The 19,837-nt window shown below is 65.1% G+C and carries 14 protein-coding genes and 1 pseudogene; 9 read left to right on the top strand and 6 right to left on the bottom strand.

Annotated features, from left to right (window positions below; genetic code table 11):
• Positions 1-35: 35 nt before the first annotated feature.
• A complete protein-coding gene (gene flgL, locus UIB01_RS20650) occupies positions 36-944 on the top strand; it encodes a flagellar hook-associated protein FlgL (protein ID WP_038664691.1) in 909 nt (302 codons plus the stop codon).
• A 16-nt stretch (positions 945-960) separates the two neighbouring features.
• Complete coding sequence (locus UIB01_RS20645) at positions 961-1,998, top strand: hypothetical protein (RefSeq protein WP_038664689.1); 1,038 nt, start codon at positions 961-963, stop codon at positions 1,996-1,998.
• 11 nt (positions 1,999-2,009) lie between these two features.
• On the opposite strand, the gene UIB01_RS20640 is transcribed toward UIB01_RS20645, so the two are convergent.
• On the bottom strand, positions 2,010-3,203 hold the full coding sequence (locus tag UIB01_RS20640; RefSeq protein WP_051605122.1) for a lactonase family protein: 1,194 nt from the start codon (positions 3,201-3,203) through the stop codon (positions 2,010-2,012).
• 122 nt (positions 3,204-3,325) lie between these two features.
• On the opposite strand from UIB01_RS20640, the gene UIB01_RS20635 reads away from it, so the two are divergent.
• Positions 3,326-4,483 (top strand): acyl-CoA dehydrogenase family protein, encoded by a 1,158-nt coding sequence (locus UIB01_RS20635; RefSeq protein WP_038664686.1) that lies wholly within the window; start codon positions 3,326-3,328, stop codon positions 4,481-4,483.
• Positions 4,480-7,266, top strand: a complete 2,787-nt coding sequence (locus UIB01_RS20630) for a response regulator (RefSeq protein WP_038664684.1) — start codon at positions 4,480-4,482, stop codon at positions 7,264-7,266. Before UIB01_RS20635 ends, UIB01_RS20630 begins: the two co-directional genes overlap by 4 nt.
• Here the strand turns inward: UIB01_RS20630 and UIB01_RS20625 are convergent.
• From UIB01_RS20625 to UIB01_RS20615, 3 genes are read right to left on the bottom strand one after another with little or no spacing between them, the layout of a single operon-like run.
• Complete coding sequence (locus UIB01_RS20625; RefSeq protein WP_038664683.1) at positions 7,229-7,450, bottom strand: hypothetical protein; 222 nt, start codon at positions 7,448-7,450, stop codon at positions 7,229-7,231. The genes UIB01_RS20630 and UIB01_RS20625 overlap by 38 nt on opposite strands.
• Positions 7,447-8,574, bottom strand: a complete 1,128-nt coding sequence (locus UIB01_RS20620; protein WP_038664680.1) for a PepSY-associated TM helix domain-containing protein — start codon at positions 8,572-8,574, stop codon at positions 7,447-7,449. The genes UIB01_RS20625 and UIB01_RS20620 overlap by 4 nt, the downstream gene beginning before the upstream one ends.
• A complete protein-coding gene (locus UIB01_RS20615; protein ID WP_038664677.1) occupies positions 8,574-10,778 on the bottom strand; it encodes a TonB-dependent receptor in 2,205 nt (734 codons plus the stop codon). Before UIB01_RS20615 ends, UIB01_RS20620 begins: the two co-directional genes overlap by 1 nt.
• A 288-nt stretch (positions 10,779-11,066) precedes the next feature.
• Here UIB01_RS20615 and UIB01_RS20610 point away from each other — a divergent pair, with 288 nt between their 5' ends.
• The 3 genes and pseudogenes from UIB01_RS20610 (at position 11,067) to UIB01_RS20600 (ending at position 13,221) form a co-directional block, all read left to right on the top strand.
• Positions 11,067-11,525, top strand: a complete 459-nt coding sequence (locus UIB01_RS20610) for a YybH family protein (protein ID WP_038666047.1) — start codon at positions 11,067-11,069, stop codon at positions 11,523-11,525.
• A gap of 88 nt (positions 11,526-11,613) precedes the next feature.
• On the top strand, positions 11,614-11,970 hold the full coding sequence (locus UIB01_RS20605) for a YciI family protein (protein WP_038664673.1): 357 nt from the start codon (positions 11,614-11,616) through the stop codon (positions 11,968-11,970).
• A gap of 2 nt (positions 11,971-11,972) precedes the next feature.
• Positions 11,973-13,221: pseudogene (locus UIB01_RS20600) on the top strand (RNA polymerase sigma factor).
• Positions 13,222-13,500: 279 nt separating this feature from the next.
• Here the strand turns inward: UIB01_RS20600 and mifR are convergent.
• On the bottom strand, positions 13,501-14,844 hold the full coding sequence (gene mifR / locus UIB01_RS20595; protein ID WP_038664670.1) for a sigma-54-dependent transcriptional regulator: 1,344 nt from the start codon (positions 14,842-14,844) through the stop codon (positions 13,501-13,503).
• Positions 14,845-14,875: 31 nt separating this feature from the next.
• A complete protein-coding gene (locus UIB01_RS20590) occupies positions 14,876-16,639 on the bottom strand; it encodes a sensor histidine kinase (protein WP_038664666.1) in 1,764 nt (587 codons plus the stop codon).
• A 201-nt stretch (positions 16,640-16,840) separates the two neighbouring features.
• On the opposite strand from UIB01_RS20590, the gene UIB01_RS20585 reads away from it, so the two are divergent.
• Both UIB01_RS20585 and UIB01_RS20580 read left to right on the top strand, forming a co-directional pair.
• Positions 16,841-18,055 carry a cyclic di-GMP phosphodiesterase gene (locus UIB01_RS20585; RefSeq protein WP_080695118.1) on the top strand — a complete coding sequence of 405 codons (1,215 nt, stop codon included), beginning with the start codon at positions 16,841-16,843 and terminating at the stop codon, positions 18,053-18,055.
• Positions 18,056-18,346: 291 nt separating this feature from the next.
• The gene (locus UIB01_RS20580) at positions 18,347-19,834 is read left to right on the top strand and encodes a SulP family inorganic anion transporter (RefSeq protein ID WP_038664660.1); all 1,488 of its coding nucleotides are present in this window, start codon (positions 18,347-18,349) and stop codon (positions 19,832-19,834) included.
• The last annotated feature ends 3 nt before the right edge of the window (positions 19,835-19,837 follow it).

Here is a 19,837-nt window from a genome sequence, read left to right as displayed (position 1 = left end):
GCTCGCCGCCCGATTCGACTGACGAGAAAGACACCATGCGCATTTCCAACGCCCAGATCACCGCGATGATGCACGGCTCGCTGAACAACAGCTCCGAGAAGCTCGGCAAGCTGATGCAGCAGATGGCCAGCGGCGAGCGCATGCTGGTGCCGTCCGACGATCCGATCTCGGCGGTCCGCGTGCTGCGCATCCAGCGCGAGGAAGCCAGCCTGACGCAGTACCGCACCAACATCGCCAACGTTTCCGGCAATCTGTCGAAGCAGGAGGCGAATCTGAAGGCTGCGTCGGACAGCATGCTGAGCATCCGCGATCTGCTGCTGTGGGCAGCCAACGGCAGCAATACCGATGAAGACCTGTCGGCCATCGCCAACGAGCTGGATTCGCTGGAAAACACCGTGCTGAGCTTTGCCAACGTGCGTGACGAAGAAGGCCGCTACCTGTTCTCCGGCACCCGCTCCAACCAGTCGGCGATCGCCCTGGTCGGCGGTGCCTATGTGCTGCAGGGCAACGATCAGCACCGCCAGGCGGCGGTGGCCAACGGCGTGCTGGTAGAAGAGAACGTCACCGCGGCGCAGATCTTCGGTGCCGACGTCGGCATGCTCAACGAGCTGCGCGCGCTGGTACAGGTGCTCAAGGACCCGGCGCTGGACTCCACCGACCCCGCCGTGCGTGCCCAGATCACCACCACCATGGACAACCTGGATGCCACCCATGCCCGCCTGCTCGGCGCGGTGACCGACCTCGGCGGCCGGCAGAACACCTTGACCCTGCTCAGCAGCAGCAACGAAGACGTCTCACTGGTAAACCAGAAGATCGACGGCGAGCTGTCGCGTCTGGACTATGCCGGCGCCAGCATCGACCTGAACAACTACCAGCTGTCGCTGCAGGCCACCCAGAAGACCTATCTGAAAATCAATGGCCTGACCCTGTTCGGCATGCTCTGAGGCGAGGAACGCTTGAATGAAGATTGGCAAGCCGCTTCCCGCCGTTTCCGCCATCAACCCCCATGAGCGCCGACAGGCCCTGCTTGCCGACGTGCCTACGGCATCGCGGCGCCTGCCGGTGCCGGGCGATACCGCGCATGCGGAAACCGCCAACAAGAAGAGCACCAGCTTCAGCCTGCAGCTCAATCAGCAGCTGTCGTCGATGCAGTCGGCGGAAAGCTACCTGAATGATCTGCACGCCCGGCTTTCCCAGCTCAAGCTCAGCCTCAGCCGCGAAATCAGCTCGCCGACCTCGAGTAGTGGGCCGGATGCGATTCGGAACGCCATGCAGGAGGTGGAGCAGCTGTTGCGCGAGCGCAGCAAGCGCTCGGCCAACTCTCTGGACGCGACGCTGAAGCTGCGCCTGAGCGAGCCGGTGCGCAGCCGCTTCAGCCTGCAGGGCCTGGAATCGCTCGAAGCCATCCGCCAGTCCGGTCGCGAGACGCTGCTGTTCAGTGGCGGGCGCCAGCTGGCCGAGCCGGTGGCGGTGGTGCTCGACGATGACATGAGCGATGAACAGATCCTGCGCCGCTTCAACGGCAGCCTCGGGCAGTCGGGTATCCGTGCCGAACTCGACGACAGTGGTCGGCTCAGGTTCTCGGCGCGGGAAAGTGATTGGCAGCAGCTCAAGGACCAGCTGGCGGTGCAAGGCGAGGACAAGCTTTTCACCCAGGGCCGCTTCCAGCGTGTGCAGAGTCACGAAGAGCAGTTGTTGAAGCTTCCCGAAGAACCGGCACTGGATTCGCTGCGTGAACTGCGGCGCATGCTCGATACCGTGGTGGCCGGGCTGGAGAAGGTCGGCGCGCTGCGCGAGCAGCTTGGTCAGCGTCAGCGCGAGATCCGCGAATTCCTGGCGCAGCAGGCCGATATCGATGAGCAACAGTGGGCGAAGGATTTCTCCCACTCAGTGTTCAACCTGATGCAGCGCAGCCCCTCTAGCTACGCAGCGGTCACCCAGACGGTGGTGGCGCAGGCCAACATCAGCCGCTTCGCGGTGGTCAGCCTGCTGTCCTGACCGGCTTGCGGTCAGTTCGGGGCGAGCAGCTTGATATCCGAAGGACGGCCGAGCGGCAGTGTTTGCAGGGTCTCGCCCAGCTTTCCACTGTCCGGATCGCGGCGTAGCAGCACCAGGGCATTGCTCAGCTGATTGGCGATCAGCATGAAGCGTCCGTCCGGCGTGATGGCAAATTCCCGCGGTTCGCGGCCTTCGCTGGAACGGCGTTGTATCTCCCGCAGCATACCGTCGCCATTGATGGCGAAGACAATGATGTGGTTGTAGTCGCCGCGGTCGCTGACATAGAGGAAGCGGCCATCGGCAGAGGTATGGATCGCCCCTGGTGAATGCCGCACGTCGCTGCCGGCATCTTTGAGGTCCAGCAGTTGCCGGCGGGTCAGCCTGCCATCGGTGTAGTCGAAGCTTGCCACCTGAGCGCTCAGCTCGAGGGCGAGATAGGCGTGTTTGCCTTTGGGGTGGAAGACCAGATGGCGCGGGCCGCTGCCGGGCGGCAGTTCGATGCTTGCCGGCTCGTCGGGCCGCAGCGGGCGTTCGGTATTGCTCGGGTCGTAGCGGTAGACGAACACCCGATCGGCGCCCAGGTCGCTGACCAGCAGGCGCCTGCCATCCGGGCTGGGTACGGCGGAATGCACATGCGCCGACTGCTGGCGTTCGGGGTGTACGCCGCTCGGCTGATGCGCAGCGATCTGCGTGACCGGCAAGGGGCGACCATCCTCGGCCAGTGGCATCACCGCCAGGCTGCCACCCGGGTTTGGTCGCGAACCGTAATTGCTGATGAACAGGTAGCGGCCGTCATGGCTCAGGCTGGCGTGGGTCGGCTCGTCGCCGAGGCTGATGCTCCTTCCGATGGGCTGGTGTTGGCCGCTGGCCTCGAGCCGCCAGGCGCTGACCCGTCCGACCGGGTCGTCGTGGGCCGGGCCGTTCTCGTTGGTGGCGTAGAGCCGGCCGCGCTTGTTATCCAGCACCAGCCAGGAGGGGTTGTCGCTGGTGAAGGTTTGCACGGGCTTCGGGTCGATCTGCCCGGTTGCGGGATCGAAGCGCAGGCGCAGAACGCCCGGGCTGTCGCTGTCGTGCGTGTAGCTGCCGATGAGAATGTGCATGTCGTCTGTTTCGGCTCGCGCACCTGCCGCCAGCATCGCGCCGACCAGCAGGGCGAAGCCGAAGCGAAGCAGGTTGGGCCGATTGCCCTTGGTCGATGAAGTCATGCCACTATGACCATCCACATGGCACAACGCTCCCGAGAAATGCGGGCCGAACAATGTCCGAGCTGTGTGGTCTGATATACACCCGAGCGGATGCCGGCCTCCCTTGATTTTCAGGAAGATTAATGGACCATTTGCTACCCGTTCAGCTCGTCGAACTGCAGGGTGTCGCCGCCAATCTGGCCGAAACCGTAATCGCACCATTGGCTGCCGAGGTAGACGCTGAATGCCGCTGGCCTGCCCATTCGATGCAGGCGTTCGCCGACGCCGGCCTGCTCGGGCTGCAGGTGCCGAGCGAACTTGGCGGGCTCGGCCAGGGGCTGCTGGGTTTGTGCGTACTCACCGAAACCATCGCTCGCGCTTGCTCGTCGTCGGCGCTGTGTTACGGCATGCATTGCGTGGCGACTGCGGTGATCGCCGCCAAGGCCACCGAGCATCAGCGTGATCATTATCTGCGCGAGATCGCCCAGGGGCGCCATATCACCACCTTGGCGCTGTCCGAGCAGGGCACCGGCGCGCATTTCTATCTGCCGGAAACGCGTCTGGATGCCGACGGTGAGGACTTCATCGTCGACGGCACCAAGCAATTCGTTACCAATGGCGCGCATGCCGATTCCTACGTTGTCTCCACCGTGGCCACTGGCGCGGAAGCCGGGGATTTCAGCTGCCTGATCGTCGACAAGGGCAGCGCCGGCATGCAGTGGCTCGATGCCTGGGCCGGCTTCGGCATGCGCGGCAACTCCTCGCGGCCTCTGCGGCTGGAACAGGTCCGGGTGCCCGCGCGCAATCTGCTCGGCGAGCCGGGCGACCAGGTCTGGTATGTGTTCGAGGTGGTCGCGCCGTTCTTTCTCATGGCCATGGCCGGCACCTATCTCGGCGTTGCCCAGGCGGCGCTGGATGAAGCCAGCCTGCAGCTGCGCTCGCGGCGCTACAGCCATTCCGGCGAAGCCTTGCGGGATGTGGAAAGCCTGCAAGTTCGCTATGGCGAACTCTGGACCGATCTGGTCAAGACCCGCGCCCTGGTGCGTGAAGCGGCACGTCGCGGCGATGCCGCGCATCCCGAAGCGCTGCCGTTCATTCTGTCGTGCAAGGCAGATGCGGCGGAAACTGCGGTGCGCCTGGCGAATGAGGCGATGACCCTGTGTGGCGGTGCGGCCTATCGGGAAAACAGCCGCGTTGCGCGTTTGCTGCGTGATGCGCGTGCGGGACATGTTATGACGCCCACCACCGGCCTGCTCAAGCTCTGGACGGGCCGCAGTTTGCTGGGGCTGCCGTTGCTATGAGCGAACTGCTGCTCGATCGGATCGTGCTGCTGGAGGCAGACGATGCCCCGTTGCGCGAGCGGATCGGCAGTTGGGCGGCTACGCACGGACTGCAGTTGAGCTGCCTCGACATAAACGCCTTGCCGCCTGACGACGATCAACCCGCGTTGGCGCTCCTGGCGCCCGGGCTGCCGCGTCCGGTGGCCCTGGCGCGCCAACTGCGCAGCCGCTGGAAGGCTACGCAGTTGCTGTTCCTCAGCGAAGATGCGGATGTCGACGCGTTGCATCGCGAACTGGGCCCGGCGCCTTTGCTGGGGCCTTACTGGTCCATCGTCATCCTCGGTTCCCGGCCGCTGCAGCAGCTCGACGAGGCGCTGGCGAGCGTACGACGACGAATGCGCCTGCGCACGACGCTGGCGCGGGCCAACGTTACCGTCGATGGCACCAACGTGAGCCGGCGACCACTGCCTGCGGCCGAGCTCTATCTGCATCACTTCATCGACGCGGCGCGCGACGCCATCATCGGTCTCGATCATGCGGGCGCGGTGCTGTACTGGAGTGCCGGAGCCGCCGAACTGTTTGGCCTGCCGCGCGCCGAGGTACTGGGGCGTCCCGCGAGTGGCCTGCCGTTCTGGAGTGCCGAGCTGGGCCAGGCACTGACGCGCGCGCAAGGCTGTGATGAGACGCTGACCCTGCAGCACGACGATGCAGTCGGGGCGCGGACGCTGGAAATCGTCGTGGCGGCTGTCTGTGCGGCGGATGGCGCGGTGGTGGGAGCGGCGCTGACCGTGCGCGATGTCTCGGCGCTGGTCGCCGAGCGGCGCGCCAGTGAGCTGCATGGGCATCAGCTCAGCGAAGAGCGCGCGCACCTGCAGCGCCTGTTCGACCAGGCGCCCGGCTTCATCGCCATCACCGAAGGCCCGCAACATCAGCTGAAGATCGCCAACCGTGCATTCCACCAGTTGGTCGGCGCCCGCGAGCTGCTCGGCCGCCCGGCCTTCAAGGCGTTTCCGCAGCTGGAGAGCCGGGCGCTTTCCGATCTGCTGCAACAGGTCTATGTCACCGGTCGGCCCTATATCGGCCGCGACATCGCTGTGCGCGTGCGGCCACAGGCGCGCGGCAAGGCCGAGCGACGCTTCGTGAACTTCATCTTCCAGCCGGTCTTCAGCGACGACGAGCAGGTCAGCGGCATCTTCTGCCAGGGCCATGACGTCACCGCCCAGGTGCTGGCGCAGCAGGCGCTGCAGCGCTCCAGCGAGCGGCTGCAGGAACTGGTCGAGGAACGCACCCGCGAACTCGAGCTGAGCCGGCAGGCGCTTTATCAGTCGCAGAAACTCGAGGCCATCGGCAAGCTCACCGGTGGTGTCGCACACGACTTCAACAACGTGCTGCAGGTGATTGCCGGCAACCTGCAATTGCTGCAGCCACTGGTGGAAGATGACCGCAATGCGGCCAAGCGGGTCGATGCTGCGGGTTCGGCTGTCGAGCGCGGCGCCAAGCTGGCGCGTCAGCTGCTTGCCTTCGCGCGCCGCCAACCGCTGCGTCCGCAGCCGACCAATCTCGGCCGATTGCTGCGCGATCTCGACGAGCTGCTGCGCCAGGCCCTCGGCGAGCGCATCGAGATCGAAACCGTGGTGGCGGGCGGGTTATGGACGACCATGGTCGACCCGAATCAGCTCGAACAGGTGGTGCTGAACCTGGCGATCAACGCCCGCGATGCCATGCCCGAGGGTGGCAAGCTGACCCTGGAGCTCGGCAATTCCATGCTCGACGAGCATTACGCCGAGACCCAGGCCGACGTCGCGCCCGGTCAATACGTGTTGCTGGCGGTGTCCGACACAGGCATCGGCATGCCCGCCGAGATCATCGAGCAGGCCTTCGAGCCGTTCTTCACCACCAAGCCGGAAGGCCACGGTACCGGGCTGGGACTGAGCATGGCCTACGGCTTTGCCAAGCAGAGCAGTGGGCATATACGCCTGTACAGCGAGCAGGGCGCCGGCACTACGGTGAAGCTCTATCTGCCGCGCACCGAGCAGCCAGAAGTACAGGCCCAGCCATCCACCGTTGGCCCGGTGGTCGGCGGTAGCGAAACCATTCTGGTAGTCGAGGACGATCTGCCGGTGCAGGCCACTGTGATCGAGCTGTTGACCGGCCTCGGCTATTCGGTGCTGCGCGCCAACGATGCGCAGAGTGCGTTGAGCATCTTGCAAAGTGGCCTGAGCATCGACCTGCTGTTCACCGATGTGGTCATGCCCGGACCGCTCAGCAGCACCGAGCTGGCAAGGCAGGCGCGCCTGCTGCTGCCGGACATCGCCGTGTTGTTCACCTCGGGCTATACGCGCAATGCCATCGTGCACGGCGGCCGCCTCGATCCTGGCGTGGAGCTGCTGAGCAAGCCCTATCGGCAGGAGGATCTGGCGCGCAAGGTGCGCCAGTTGCTGGGTATGCAGCACAGCGACGGCAAGCCCATCGAGCAGCAGTGGGTGATGGTGGTCGAGGATCAGCCGCAGCTGCTCGCGCTGGCCTGCGAGATGGTCGAGGAGCTGGGTTACCGCGCCTGTGGCTATCCGAATGCGGAAATGGCCGCGCAAGGATTGCATGAGCAACGCTTCGATCAGCTACTGCTGGACGTCAACCTGCCAGGCCGGTCGGGCCGCGACTTCGCCGCCGAGGCCCTGAAAACCCAACCTTGGCTGCGGCTGGTATTCGTCTCCGGAGAAGGGCGTATCGAGAGCAGCTTGCCGGCGCGCTCGTTGCCCAAGCCGTTCAGCTTCGACCAGCTCGCCGAGGTGCTGCGCCCCTGAGTGCGCCGCCGCGCGTTTGAGCGCGGGCGCCGCAGCGCGACAGACCATGCAGGCCGATGGCGACAGGCGCGGCGAGGGCCAGCCAGCTCAGCCAGTCACCCGTGTCTTCGGATACCAGCCCGGCGATCAGCCCGAGCGTGGACGCGACGCCGATCAGCACCGGCCACAACCAGATGCGCATCATGTCCGCACCTCCGTTGCACCGCGCTTGAGCCACAGATACAGGCCGCTGCCGAGCACGACGATGGTGAGGATATCCAGCAGCGCCCAGAGAATCTTCAGCGGCAGTCCGCCGTAGTCACCGAAGTGCAGCGGTTCGGACAGTTGTAGCGCGGTGACGTACCAGGGCCGGGGCCCGGCTTCCAGCACCGCTCCATCGGCCGGGTCGACCAGCAGTGCCTGGCTCAGGCGCGACGTCAGCGGCGTGTCGCCACGCAGGATCACCGCGACATGCTCCGGCGTGGCGCGCAGCGTGCCGGGGTAGGCGATCATCGCCACCGCCATGCCCGGTGCGGCTGCCAGGACGCGGTCGACTGCCGTTTGTAACGAACCATCTGCGGCGGGAGCGTCGTCAGCATCAGCTGCCAGCAGCACTCGCGTCTCGCCGGCCTGCAGCGCGGCGACCTGCTCGGCCTGCCAAGCCTGAAAGATCAGATCCGCCCAGGTATTGATCACCCCGGTAAAACCAACCGCCATGGCCCACACCAGGGTGACGATGCCGAGCAGGTTGTGCAGATCCAGCCAGCGGGTGCGGGCTGTGCGTTCCTGGCGCACTTCGGCGAAGCGCAGCTTGCGCATGAACGGCGCATAGAGCACCACACCGGAGACGATGGCCACCATCAGCAGCAGCCCCATGAAACCGAGGAACAGCTTGCCCGCGAGCCCCGCGTAGAGGTCTACGTGCAGGCGGTACATCACGCTCATGAAGCCTTCGTCGATGTTCGGCGCGCCGAGCACCTCGGCAGTACGGGCGTCGGAGAGGATCAGCGTTGACGCGCTCTCGTCGGTATCGACGCGGGTATCGAGCTTGACGTACCAGACATCCGGAGCGTCTTCCTCGGCGAAGAAGTACAGCGGCACCAGACCCGGATAGGCCTCAACCGCCTTGGCGGCCACCCGATCGACCGGAGCGCGCGGCGTGCCTTCGGGCATCGCCGGCGCTTCGATTTCGTTGCCGGTGAGGTGGTCGATCTCGTGAGAGAAAACCAGCGGCAGGCCGGTCAGGCACAGCATCAGAATGAACAGCGTGCAGATGAGGCTGGACCACTTATGGACCCAGCCCCAACGGCGAAGCGTGACTGCCTGCATCAGAAGTCGACCGTGGCGCTGACCGAGAGCGTGCGCGGGGCGCCGAGGACGAGGTAGTTGGCATTCGGATAGCCGCCCACCGAGGCCCAGTAGTCGCGACCGGTGACGTTGTCGAGGCGGGCACGCAGGGTCACGTCACGCTCGTCGATCACCATACGGTAGCGGGCGCCAAGGTCCAGGCGGGTCCAGGACGGCGCCTCCATGTCGTTGGCGGCATCGGCGTACTGGCTGCTGGTGTAGACGACACGGCTGGTCAGGGTCAGGCCATTGGTGCCGGGCACATCCCATTCGCCGCCCACGTTGGCCTGAGTACGAGGTACACCGATCGCGCGGTTGCCCTCGTTGACGCCGTCCTGGGTGCTGGTCAGCTCGGCATCAAGCAGGGTCACACCGCCCAGCAGGCGTACATCATAGGTCGGTTCACCGAACACTGACAGCTCGATACCACGGTTGCGCTGCTCGCCGCCGTCGGTGAACACGCCATTTTCCACAGTGCTGAATGGACGCTCGGTAGTGAACAGCGCCAAGCTGCCGCCGAGGCTGCCACCGTCGTACTTGATGCCGATCTCGGTCTGCTCCGAAACATAGGGCTCCAATGCCTCGCCGGCATTGATGATGCTGACGCCGCCGCTGGTGGCCGGCGCTATATCGCCCTTGACCAGGCCCTCGATGTAGTTGGCATAGACCGAAACTTCATCGGTCAGCTGATACACCACGCCAGCGACCGGGCTGTTCTTGTAGCGGTTGTAGGAAGACAAACGGTCACCGCTGTTGTAGTCGTAGCTCTTGGCCTCGATGCCCTGGCGGCGAGCGCCCAAGGTGACCAGCAGGCGGTCATCCATGAAGCCGAGGGTATCGGCGATGGCCAGGCTCTGGGTGTGAGTGCGCTCGGTGACGTTGGGGTTGGACATCGAACCGCCAACCCAGACGGCATCCGGCATTGCAGCGGCGAACGGCTGGTAGATATCAGCTGCATAGCTGCCCGACATGGCATAGGCGTTGCGAGCCTCCAGATCGAACATAGCCGCCGACATCACCCATTCGTGGGAGACGTCGCCAGTCCGGCCGCGGGCGCGCAGGCCCACTTCGCTGGTGAATACCTCCTCCTCACGCACGTTGTCGAAGCGGTAGAAGGTGCCGGCGCCCGAACTGCCTGCGGTCATGCTGGCCAACCGATTCTTCTCCTCGCCTTCACGTACGCCGGCTGCGAGCCAGCCGGTCACCGCATCGGAGAAATCATATTCGGCGCGGAAGGTACCGAAGGTCTGCTTCTCCTTCGAGTAGGTCCAAGGCTGCGCGAAGTTGTCCTCGGCATCCGGTGCGCTGGGAATACCGCCGCTGGGAGTGACGCTTGGCCGCGGGTTGTCGATGAAGTGATACTGATGGCCGATGTCACCGGAGAGACGGAAGTTGTCGCCCTGATAGTCGAGGCCGAGGGCGAACATGTCGAGAGTACGATCCTCATCCTCGACCGTGGTCTCGCCGGCGCGCTTGGCTGCGTTCAGGCGTACGCCGAAGCGCTCCTCTTCGCCGAAGCGGCGGGTGATGTCCGCGTGGGTCATGGCCTGGCCACCGTTCTCGGCACCGACTGTCAGGCGCGTCAGCGGCTCGTTCGGCGCGCGCTTGGGCAGGATGTTGATTGCGCCGCCAATGCCGCTGCCACCTGGGGCCGCGCCGTTGAGGAAGGTGTTGGCGCCGCGGAACACTTCCACGCGCTCGATGAACTCGGCGGCCACGTACTGGCGCGGCAGCAGGCCATAGAGGCCGTTGTAGGAAATGTCGTCGGAGTACACCGGAAAGCCGCGTACCACGTACAGCTCCTGGAAGTTGCCGAAGCCGCGCGCTACCCGCACCGAAGGGTCGTTCTGCAGCACGTCGGACACGCTTCGCGCCTGCTGGTCCTGGATCAGCTGCGAGGTGTAGGACGTCGAGGTGAACGGCGTTTCCATGTAATCGCGATTGCCAAGAATCCCAACCCGCCCGCCACGAGCAACCTGTTCGCCGGCGTAGGGTTGGGTCAGGCCATCAGCCGAGGCGTCGGCGCTGGCGGTGATTTCCACCGATTGCAGTTCGAACGGCTCGGCGGCAGTGCCTTGAGAGTGATCTTCGAGTTGCTCCTGAGCCATGAGCGGCGAACCAGCGAGGCTAGCGGCAAGGCAAACGGGCAGCAGTGCGGTTTTACGCGGGAAGCGAAGAGTGGGCATGACGAACCTGACCGAACGTTGAGCTGTGAGGGTGGCGGAGGACGGCTCGGCTGGCGATGCGAGCCTGTGCCATATGAGAGCCACTATCATATTTCAACGATAACAATTCGCAACTACATTCCGCTTGGCGGCACCTTACCGCGCTGGCGTGCTTAACGTGCACGCTGTCTGGCTCGGGGGACCTGTGCCATCTGCCTATGCAAAAAATTTTTGGCAGGCCTGTCGATTCCTGGGCGTGGCGCACGACTAGCTGGTGAACCCCGTTCAACCAGAGGACAGGACATGGACATGAACACCGAAAACCGGCAGGACGAAATCGCCATTCGCCAGCTGCACGAAACGTTCGAACAAGCCACCAAGGCCAAGAACCTCGACCGGATCATGGCGCAGTACGCCGACGACGTAGTCGCCTTCGATGCGGTCGGCGCACTGCAATTCAAGGGCATCGACGCGTACCGGGCGCACTGGCAGCGCTGCTTCGAGTTCTGTCAGGGCGAAGGCTTCTTCGAGACCCACGAGCTGCATGTGGATGTCGGTGGCGAGCTGGCCTGCAGCCGCATGCTCACCCACTGTGGCGGACCCAATGCCGAAGGCGAGATGCAGGCCGCCTGGATGCGCGGCACCAGGGTATGGGCGCGGCGGGGTGGTGAATGGAAGGTGATCCATGAGCATTTCTCGATGCCCTTCGACATGCAGACCGGCCAGGTGTGCCTGGATCAGGCTCCGTCGCAGCAACAGGCCGGGTGAGGCTGGCTGGCAATCTTCGTCGCCTGATCGGGCGCACTTCGTCATCGGCTGCTAGCTTTGCTGCGTTGCCGGCAGACGGAGCCCCGCCATGAACTACCTGTGCCTGATCTATTACGACGAACAGCGTGTGGATGCGATGACCGATGAGCAGTGGCATGCGCTGGTCGCGCGTTGCTTGAGTTGTGCCGAAGAGTTGCGTGCCAGCGGCCACATGCTCGCCGGCGAACCGCTGCAGTCGGTGCGTACCGCGCGCACGGTGCGCGTGCGTGACGGTGTCACCTCGGTGGTCGACGGCCCGTTCGCCGAAACCCGCGAGCAGCTGGCAGGCTTCTACCTGATCGAGGCGGCGGACCAGCGGGAGGCCGAAGCCATTGCGGCGAAGATCCCGCCGGCCAGCCTTGGCTGCGTCGAGGTCCGGCCGTTGCGCCAGCTGCCGCAGCGCTGAGCATGCCGCTGACCGGGCATTTCACTGCGGCGCGGGTCGAAGCGGTCTATCGCAGCGAATCGCGGCGCGTGCTGGCCACGCTGATCCGTCTGCTGGGCGATTTCGATCGTGCCGAAGAGGCCTTGCACGATGCCTTCGCCGCGGCCTTGCAGCAGTGGCCGCGCGATGGTGTTCCGGACAATCCGCGCGCCTGGCTGGTTTCCGCTGGCCGCTTCAAGGCCATCGACGCGCTGCGCCGCCGGGCGCGCTTCGATACCTCGTTGCGGCTGCTGGCTGAACAGCTGGAAGATGCGGCGCAGACGGTGGAGGTCGACGAGATGGAAGACGATCGTCTGCGGCTGATCTTCACCTGCTGCCATCCGGCATTGCCGGCCGATGGGCGCGTGGCGCTGACCCTGCGCGAAGTCTGCGACCTGACCACCGAGGAGATCGCCCGCGCGTTTCTTGCTCCGCCGGCCACCATTGCCCAGCGCATCGTGCGCGCCAAGGCCAAGATCCGTGACGCCCGGTTGCCCTATCGCGTGCCGGAGCGCGACGAGCTGCCGGCGCGGCTGGAGAGCGTGCTGCGGGTGGTCTATCTGGTGTTCAACGAGGGCTATACGGCATCGGCCGGCGGCGAGCTGACCCGCGCCGATCTTTGTGCCGAGGCAATTCGGCTGGGCCGCTTGCTGCTCGAATTGCTGCCCAACGCCGAAGTGATGGGGCTGCTGGCGCTGATGCTGCTGCACGATGCCCGCCGGGCTGCGCGTACCGATGCGGCCGGGGAGCTGGTGCGCTTAGACGAACAGGACCGCAGCCTGTGGAATCGACAGCGGATCGTCGAAGGCGTGCAGTTGGTGCAGCTGGCACTGACCAGCCGCGCATTCGGTGCCTACTCATTGCAGGCTGCGATCGTCGCCGTGCATGCCGAAGCGCCGAGCGCCGAGCGCCGCGCAGACCGACTGGCCGCAGATCGTGCGGCTCTACGATGTGCTGCTGCAGCTCGGCCCTTCGCCGGTGGTGGAACTGAATCGTGCGGTGGCGGTGGCCATGCGCGACGGGCCTGTGGCCGGCCTGGCGCTGGTGGATGAACTGCTCGGGCGTGGCGATCTGCAGGACTACCACCTCAGCCACGCCACCCGTGCTGACCTATTGCGCCGGTTGGCGCGCACCGACGAGGCCCGCGAGGCCTATCGCAACGCACTGCGCCTGGTACAGCTGGAGCCGGAACGGCGTTTTCTGCAGCGGCAGCTGGATGAGTTGGGCGACTGACCGTATCCAGAACCCTTCTGTGGGAACGGTCTCGACCGCGAAGGGCGACCGGTGCGCTGATCCCATGCTCTAGCCGCCGTGCAGCGGCACAAAAACTTCGCGGCCAACGCCGCTCCCACGGTTTGTTCGGGGTGCGAGCCGGGTGCTGCTGTTCAGCGCCGCTAGCCATGAATGGCCAAGCGCAAAGGCCTGCAGGTCAGCTGCAGTACGGCGCTTGAGGTGATCGTTGCCACGTTGCACGGAAACGTCTGCCGGAAGTTCTACAGCCCGGCCAACTGCTCAGCTATCCGCGCTGCCCGCCGGCAAATAGTCGCTGCGGCTCAGCCCGTGGCGCTGCATCTTCTCGTTGAGGGTGCGGCGTGGCAGCTGCAGCTGGGTCATGACCTCGGTGATGTTGCCTTTGCACTGCTGCAGGGCGTTGTGCAGGCATTGTGCCTCGAAGGCTTCCATCTGCTCGGCGAGCGACTGGCCGCTGCTGCTCGCCGGGGCCGGCGCGCTGAGGCCGAGGGCGTGGCGTTCGGCGGCGTTGATCAGTTCGCGCACGTTGCCCGGCCAGTCATGGGCGAGCAGTTGCGTCAGTTCGCCGGGCGTCATCGGTGGTGCGGCACGGCCATGGCGCTGGGCGGCCTGGCTGGCGAAGTGTTCGAACAGCAGCGGGATGTCTTCACGCCGTTCGCGCAATGGCGGGATGTGCAGTTCGGCGACGTTCAGCCGGTACAGCAAATCCTCGCGGAAGCGCCCACCGCGCACCTCTTCCAGCAGGTCCGGCTTGGCCGCGCTGATCACCCGCAGGTCGACCTCGATGCTGCGGTTCGAGCCCAGGCGCTCCAGGGTCTTTTCCTGCAGTACGCGCAACAGCTTGACCTGCTGGGCCAGCGGCATGCTTTCGATCTCGTCGAGAAATAGCGTGCCACCCGCGGCGTGTTCGATGCGGCCGATGCGCTTGCCCTGGGCGCCGGTAAAGGCGCCGCTCTCGTGACCGAACAGCTCGCTTTCGAAGATGGTTTCCGGGATCGCCGCGCAGTTCAGCGCCACGAACGGCCCACCGGCGCGCGGGCTGAAGTCGTGCAGGCAGCGCGCGACCTGCTCCTTGCCACTGCCGGTCTCGCCACGGATCAGCACGTTGACGTCGGTACCGGCCAGCTCCAGCACCTGCCGGCGCAGGTTATCCATGGCGCGGGAAACGCCGAGCAGCTGCGATTCGATGCGGCCCTTGCGGGCGAACTGCTCGCGCAGCTGGCGGTTCTCGCAGACCAGCCGGCGCTTGTCCATGGCGCGGCGCACGCTGTCGAGCAGGCGTTCGGGGGTGAAGGGTTTCTCGATGAAATCGTAGGCGCCCTGGCGCAGCGCCTGCACCGCCATGGGCACGTCGCCGTGCCCGGTGACCATGATCACCGGCAGGTCGGCGTCCAGCGCCACCAGCTGTTCGAGCAGGCCGAGGCCATCGAGATCGGGCATGCGTACGTCGCTGATCAGCACCCCTGGAAAGTCCCGATCCAGCGCCGTCAACGCTTCGCGGGCGCGGGAAAAGGTGCGCACCTGGAAGCCGGACAGCTCCAGCCACTGCTGCACGGCTTGGCGGATCGCCGCCTCGTCGTCGATGAAGATTACCTGCCCGCTCATTGCCTGCTCCTCGCGGTCGCGTCGCGGCAGTTTACTCGGCGGCGCGCCCTTCGGCAGCCGGCAGCGTGAGGGTGAACACCGCGCCCTGCTCATCGTTGCTGACTTCCAGCGTGCCGCCCATGTCGCGCACGATGCCGTAGGACACCGCCAGCCCAAGGCCGAGGCCCTGGCCCACCGGTTTGGTGGTGAAAAAGGGCTCGAAGACCTGATCCAGATGCTCGCTGGCGATACCGCCGCCGTTGTCGCCGACGCTGAGCTGCCAGCTGTCACCGTTGAGCTGACAAAGAATGCGCAGGCGGCGTTGCGGACGTCCGGCCATGGCATCCAGCGCGTTGTGCAGCAGATTGATCAGCACCTGCTCGAGGCGGATGGCGTCGCCACTGACCAAGGCCTCGGCCGGCACCTGGCGGAACACTTCCACCTGCTCACTACGAATGCGCGGCGAGAGCAGCTGCAGGGCCTGCTCCAGTACCTCGGCCAGGCTCAGGCGCTGGCGCAAACCGGCCGGGCTCTTGCGGGCAAAGGTCTTCAGGTGGCCGGTCAGCGCCGCCATGCGTTCGAGCAGGCCTTCGACATGCCCGAGGCCTTCGCGCACTTCGCCGTCTCGGCCGCTGTCGAGCAGCAGACGCAGACTGGCGAGCTGCATGCGCAGGGCGGTCAGCGGCTGGTTGATCTCATGGGCGAGGGCGGCAGACATCTGCCCCAGCGCGGCCATGCGCGCGGCATGCACCAGTTCGTCCTGAGCGGTGTGCAGTTCGCGGGTGCGCTCCTGTACCAGCCGCTCCAGCTCGCTGCGGCTGCGCATTTCCACGCGCCGCGTCTTGCGCCGTTGCGCCAGGTAGAGCAGCAGAAAGGCCAGGGTCATCCACACGCCCGCCGCGGCCAGACGATAGCTGCGCACGCTGGCGACGACTATCTGCGGGTCGTGCAGCAGGTGCAGCGTCCAGTCTTCCTCTGGCAGTGCCAGGCGTTGCCAGAGGTACTCGCGGCGGCCGTCCGGGCCATCCACCAGACGCCTTTCGCTGCTGTCGGAGAGCTGTTGCACACGACTGCTCTGCAACGGCTGCAAGGTCTGCTCGGCATAGCGGCGGGCGTCAACAAGGCGGCTGCGCACCTCGTCGCTGAGCGGGCGCAGATAGCGGAAGCGCCAGGCCGGACGATTGGTGAGGATGACGATATCCAGCGAATCGGCGATCAGCAGGATGCCCGGCTGGCCTACCCAGTCGCGCTGCATGTCTTCCAGCTCGAGCTTGACCACCAGCACACCGAGCACCTCGCCGGCGGCGTTCTTCACCGAGCTGGAAAGGAAGTAGCCGGGAATGCCGGTGGTGACGCCGACGGCGAAATAGCGCCCGCTGTCGTTGGCCACGGCGTCGCGGAAATAGGGGCGAAAGGCATAGTTGTTGCCGACGAAGCTGCTCCAGTCACGCCAGTTGCTGGCGGCGATGGTCTCGCCGTTGCGGTCGAGCAGGTACAACACCGAAGACCCGGCGGCGTGATTCTGCTGTTCCAGGCGCTGGTTCAGTTCGAGACGCAATGCACGGTTGTCCGGGTCGGCAAGGAGCCCCTGGATGTCGCTGTCCAGCGCCAACAGCGCCGGCACCGAGCGGAAGCGCTCGACCTGGGTATGGATCGCCTGGGCATAGAGTTCAAGCTGACCCTGGGACTCCTGACTGCGCTCGGCCCAGGCACGCTGTTCCGCCAGCCGCCCGGCCCAGTACATGCTCAGCAGCAGGCCGATGAGGATCAGTGCAACGATCAGGATTACCCGCAGGCGGTTGGACAGTGCTGGCATGACGGCGCTCGCAACAGGACGCGACGATGGTAAGCGATAGCCGGCAGCGGTGGCGCATTGCCGCGGCTCGCCATAGCACCAAAGTCTTGATCTGGCTCGATAGAGGCATAGTGCCATCATCGATATACTGCCGGGAGTTACCTTCAGCTTCAGCAGGGATCGCTAGTACGGAACGGCCAGCCGCTCCAGTCGAGGTCTGCCTTGCTCAGAAAAATCCTTGTCAGCCAACTCCGCTTAGGCATGTACGTCCATGGGCTGGACGGCAGCTGGTTCGATCACTCCTTCTGGCGCAGCAAATTCCTGCTGACCGACCCCGCCGACCTGCAGGCGCTGCGCTGTGGCGGCATCAAGGCGCTGTGGATCGATACGGGCAAGGGCGCCGATATCGAAACGACAACGCCGCCGGCAGCCGAGGAGCCGCAGCGGGTCTCCGAAGCGATGCCGATAGCGCCTGGACCGGCCACTTCATTGGTCCAGCAATGTAGCGTTCAGGAAGAATTGCAGCGCGCCGTGCAGTTGCTCAAGCGCTCCAAGCAGCAGGTGACTTCACTGTTCAACGAGGCGCGGCTGGGCAAGGCCGTCGACCCGCAACAGTGCCTGCCACTGGTCGAGCAGATTTCCGCCTCGCTGGCACGCAATGGCTCGGCGCTGCTCGGCTTGGCGCGGCTGAAGACCAAGGACGAGTACACCTATATGCATTCGGTGGCGGTCTGCGCGCTGATGGTCGCGCTCGCCCGGCAGTTGGGTCTTAGTGAGCAGGAAGTTCAGGAAGCCGGCTTTGCTGGGCTGCTGCACGACATCGGCAAGATGGCCATGCCGCTGGATGTGCTGAACAAGCCCGGCAAGCTCAGCGACGACGAGTACGCGGTCATGCGCAGCCACCCGGAGCGTGGGCATGCCATATTGCTTGCGGCGCAGATGCCGGTGTCCGATGCGGTGCTGGATGTCTGCCTGCATCATCACGAGAAGATGGACGGCACCGGCTATCCGCATCGGCTGGCCGGCGAGCAGATCAGCCGGCTGGCGCGCATGGGCGCGATCTGCGACGTGTATGACGCGATCACCTCGGATCGCCCGTACAAAACGGCCTGGGATGCCTCGGGCTCGCTGGCGCGCATGGCGCAGTGGCAAGGGCATTTCGACACCCAGATTCTGCATGCCTTCGTGCGCACGGTGGGCATCTACCCGCTGGGCTCGCTGGTGCGGCTGCAGTCGGGGCGGCTCGGCGTGGTCATCGAACACAACGCGCAGCAGCTGACGGCGCCACGCGTGAAGCTGTTCTATTCCACCCGCGCCCGCGCGGCGATCGTGCCGGTGGAACTGGATCTCTCCAGTCCGCAGAGCAGCGAGCGCATTGTCGGCCGTGAAGACCCCGCCGCCTGGGGCTTCAGCAACCTCGATGCCCTCTGGACCTAGATTGGCGGTCGTAAAACGGGGGCGATGCGACTAGAATACGGCCCCCCGAATGCGACCCGCCCGGCGAGTCGCTCAGCGAAGAGTTCGTAATGCCCATGACCTGGCTGCCTAGTCCGCCATAGCGCTCCGCCCCCTCGCGTCACTTTGCGACTGCCTGTCATGGGGCGGTCGTACGCTGCTGTCCGTGCATTTCGCTCAGCGACAGCTGAATCATTCAAACTAAAAACTAGCCTTGTATCCCTGCTGGCCGCCCGCGGTCTGCATGGTGGTGCTTTTGCTCTGGATAGTCCGATGCTGCAATCGATCAAACAAAACTGGTTCTCCAACGTCCGTGGCGATGTGCTGTCCGGCCTCGTCGTCGCGTTGGCGTTGATTCCCGAGGCCATTGCCTTCTCCATCATCGCCGGGGTCGATCCGCGGGTCGGCCTGTATGCCTCCTTCTGTATCGCTGTGGTGATTGCCTTCACCGGTGGCCGGCCAGGGATGATTTCTGCAGCCACCGGCGCCATGGCGCTACTGATGGTCACGCTGGTGCGCGAACACGGCCTGCAGTACCTGCTGGCGGCGACGCTGCTCTGCGGCGTGCTGCAGATTGTTGCCGGCTATCTGCGCCTTGGGTCGCTGATGCGCTTCGTCTCGCGCTCGGTGGTCACCGGCTTCGTCAACGCGCTGGCTATCCTGATCTTCATGGCGCAGCTGCCGGAATTGACCAACGTCACCTGGCACGTCTACGCCATGACCGCAGCGGGCCTGGGCATCATCTACCTGTTCCCCTATGTGCCGAAGCTCGGCAAGGTGATCCCTTCGCCGTTGGTCTGCATCCTCTCGATGACCGCGGTGGCCGTCTACTTCGGCCTGGATATCCGCACCGTTGCCGACATGGGCGACCTGCCTGACACGCTGCCGGTCTTCCTCTGGCCGGAAGTGCCGCTGACCTTCGAAACCCTGGCGATCATCTTTCCGTATTCCGCCGCGCTGGCCGTGGTCGGCCTGCTGGAATCGCTGATGACCGCGACCATCGTCGACGACTTGACCGACACCGGCAGCGACAAGAACCGCGAATGCAAAGGGCAGGGCGTTTCCAATATCGTCTCCGGCCTGTTCGGCGGCATGGCTGGTTGCGCGATGATCGGCCAGTCGGTGATCAACGTGAAATCCGGCGGCCGCACCCGTCTGTCGACGCTGATTGCCGGCGTGGTGCTGTTGCTGATGGTGGTGTTCCTCAGCGATTGGGTCGGGCAGATCCCCATGGCCGCGCTGGTAGCGGTGATGATCATGGTGTCCATCGGCACCTTCAGCTGGGATTCGCTGCGTAATCTGAAGAAGCACCCGCTGTCGACCAACATCGTCATGGTGGTCACCGTGGTGGTGGTGGTCTTCACCCACAACCTGGCCTACGGTGTTCTGGCAGGCGTGCTGCTGGCGGCAATGTTCTTCGCCAACAAGGTCGGCCACTACCTGCATATCGGCTCGGAGCTGGATGCCACCGGCAATCAGCGCACCTACATGGTGATCGGGCAGGTATTCTTCAGCTCATCGGACAAATTCACCGGTGCGTTCGATTTCAAGGAAGCGCTCGGCAAGGTCACCATCGACCTGTCCCGCGCGCATTTCTGGGACATCACCGCCGTGGCGGCGCTGGACAAGGTGGTCATCAAGTTCCGCCGCGAAGGCACCGAGGTCGAAGTGCTGGGGCTGAACGAAGCCAGCGCCACCATCGTCGACCGCTTTGGTGTGCATGACAAACCCGAGGCCATCGACAAGCTCATGAGCCACTGACCA

Origin of the sequence: Stutzerimonas decontaminans, assembly GCF_000661915.1 — a bacterium.
GTDB classification, from domain to species: domain Bacteria; phylum Pseudomonadota; class Gammaproteobacteria; order Pseudomonadales; family Pseudomonadaceae; genus Stutzerimonas; species Stutzerimonas decontaminans.
Note: the sequence above shows the minus strand (reverse complement) of the source record. Positions and strands in the feature narration are given on the sequence as shown.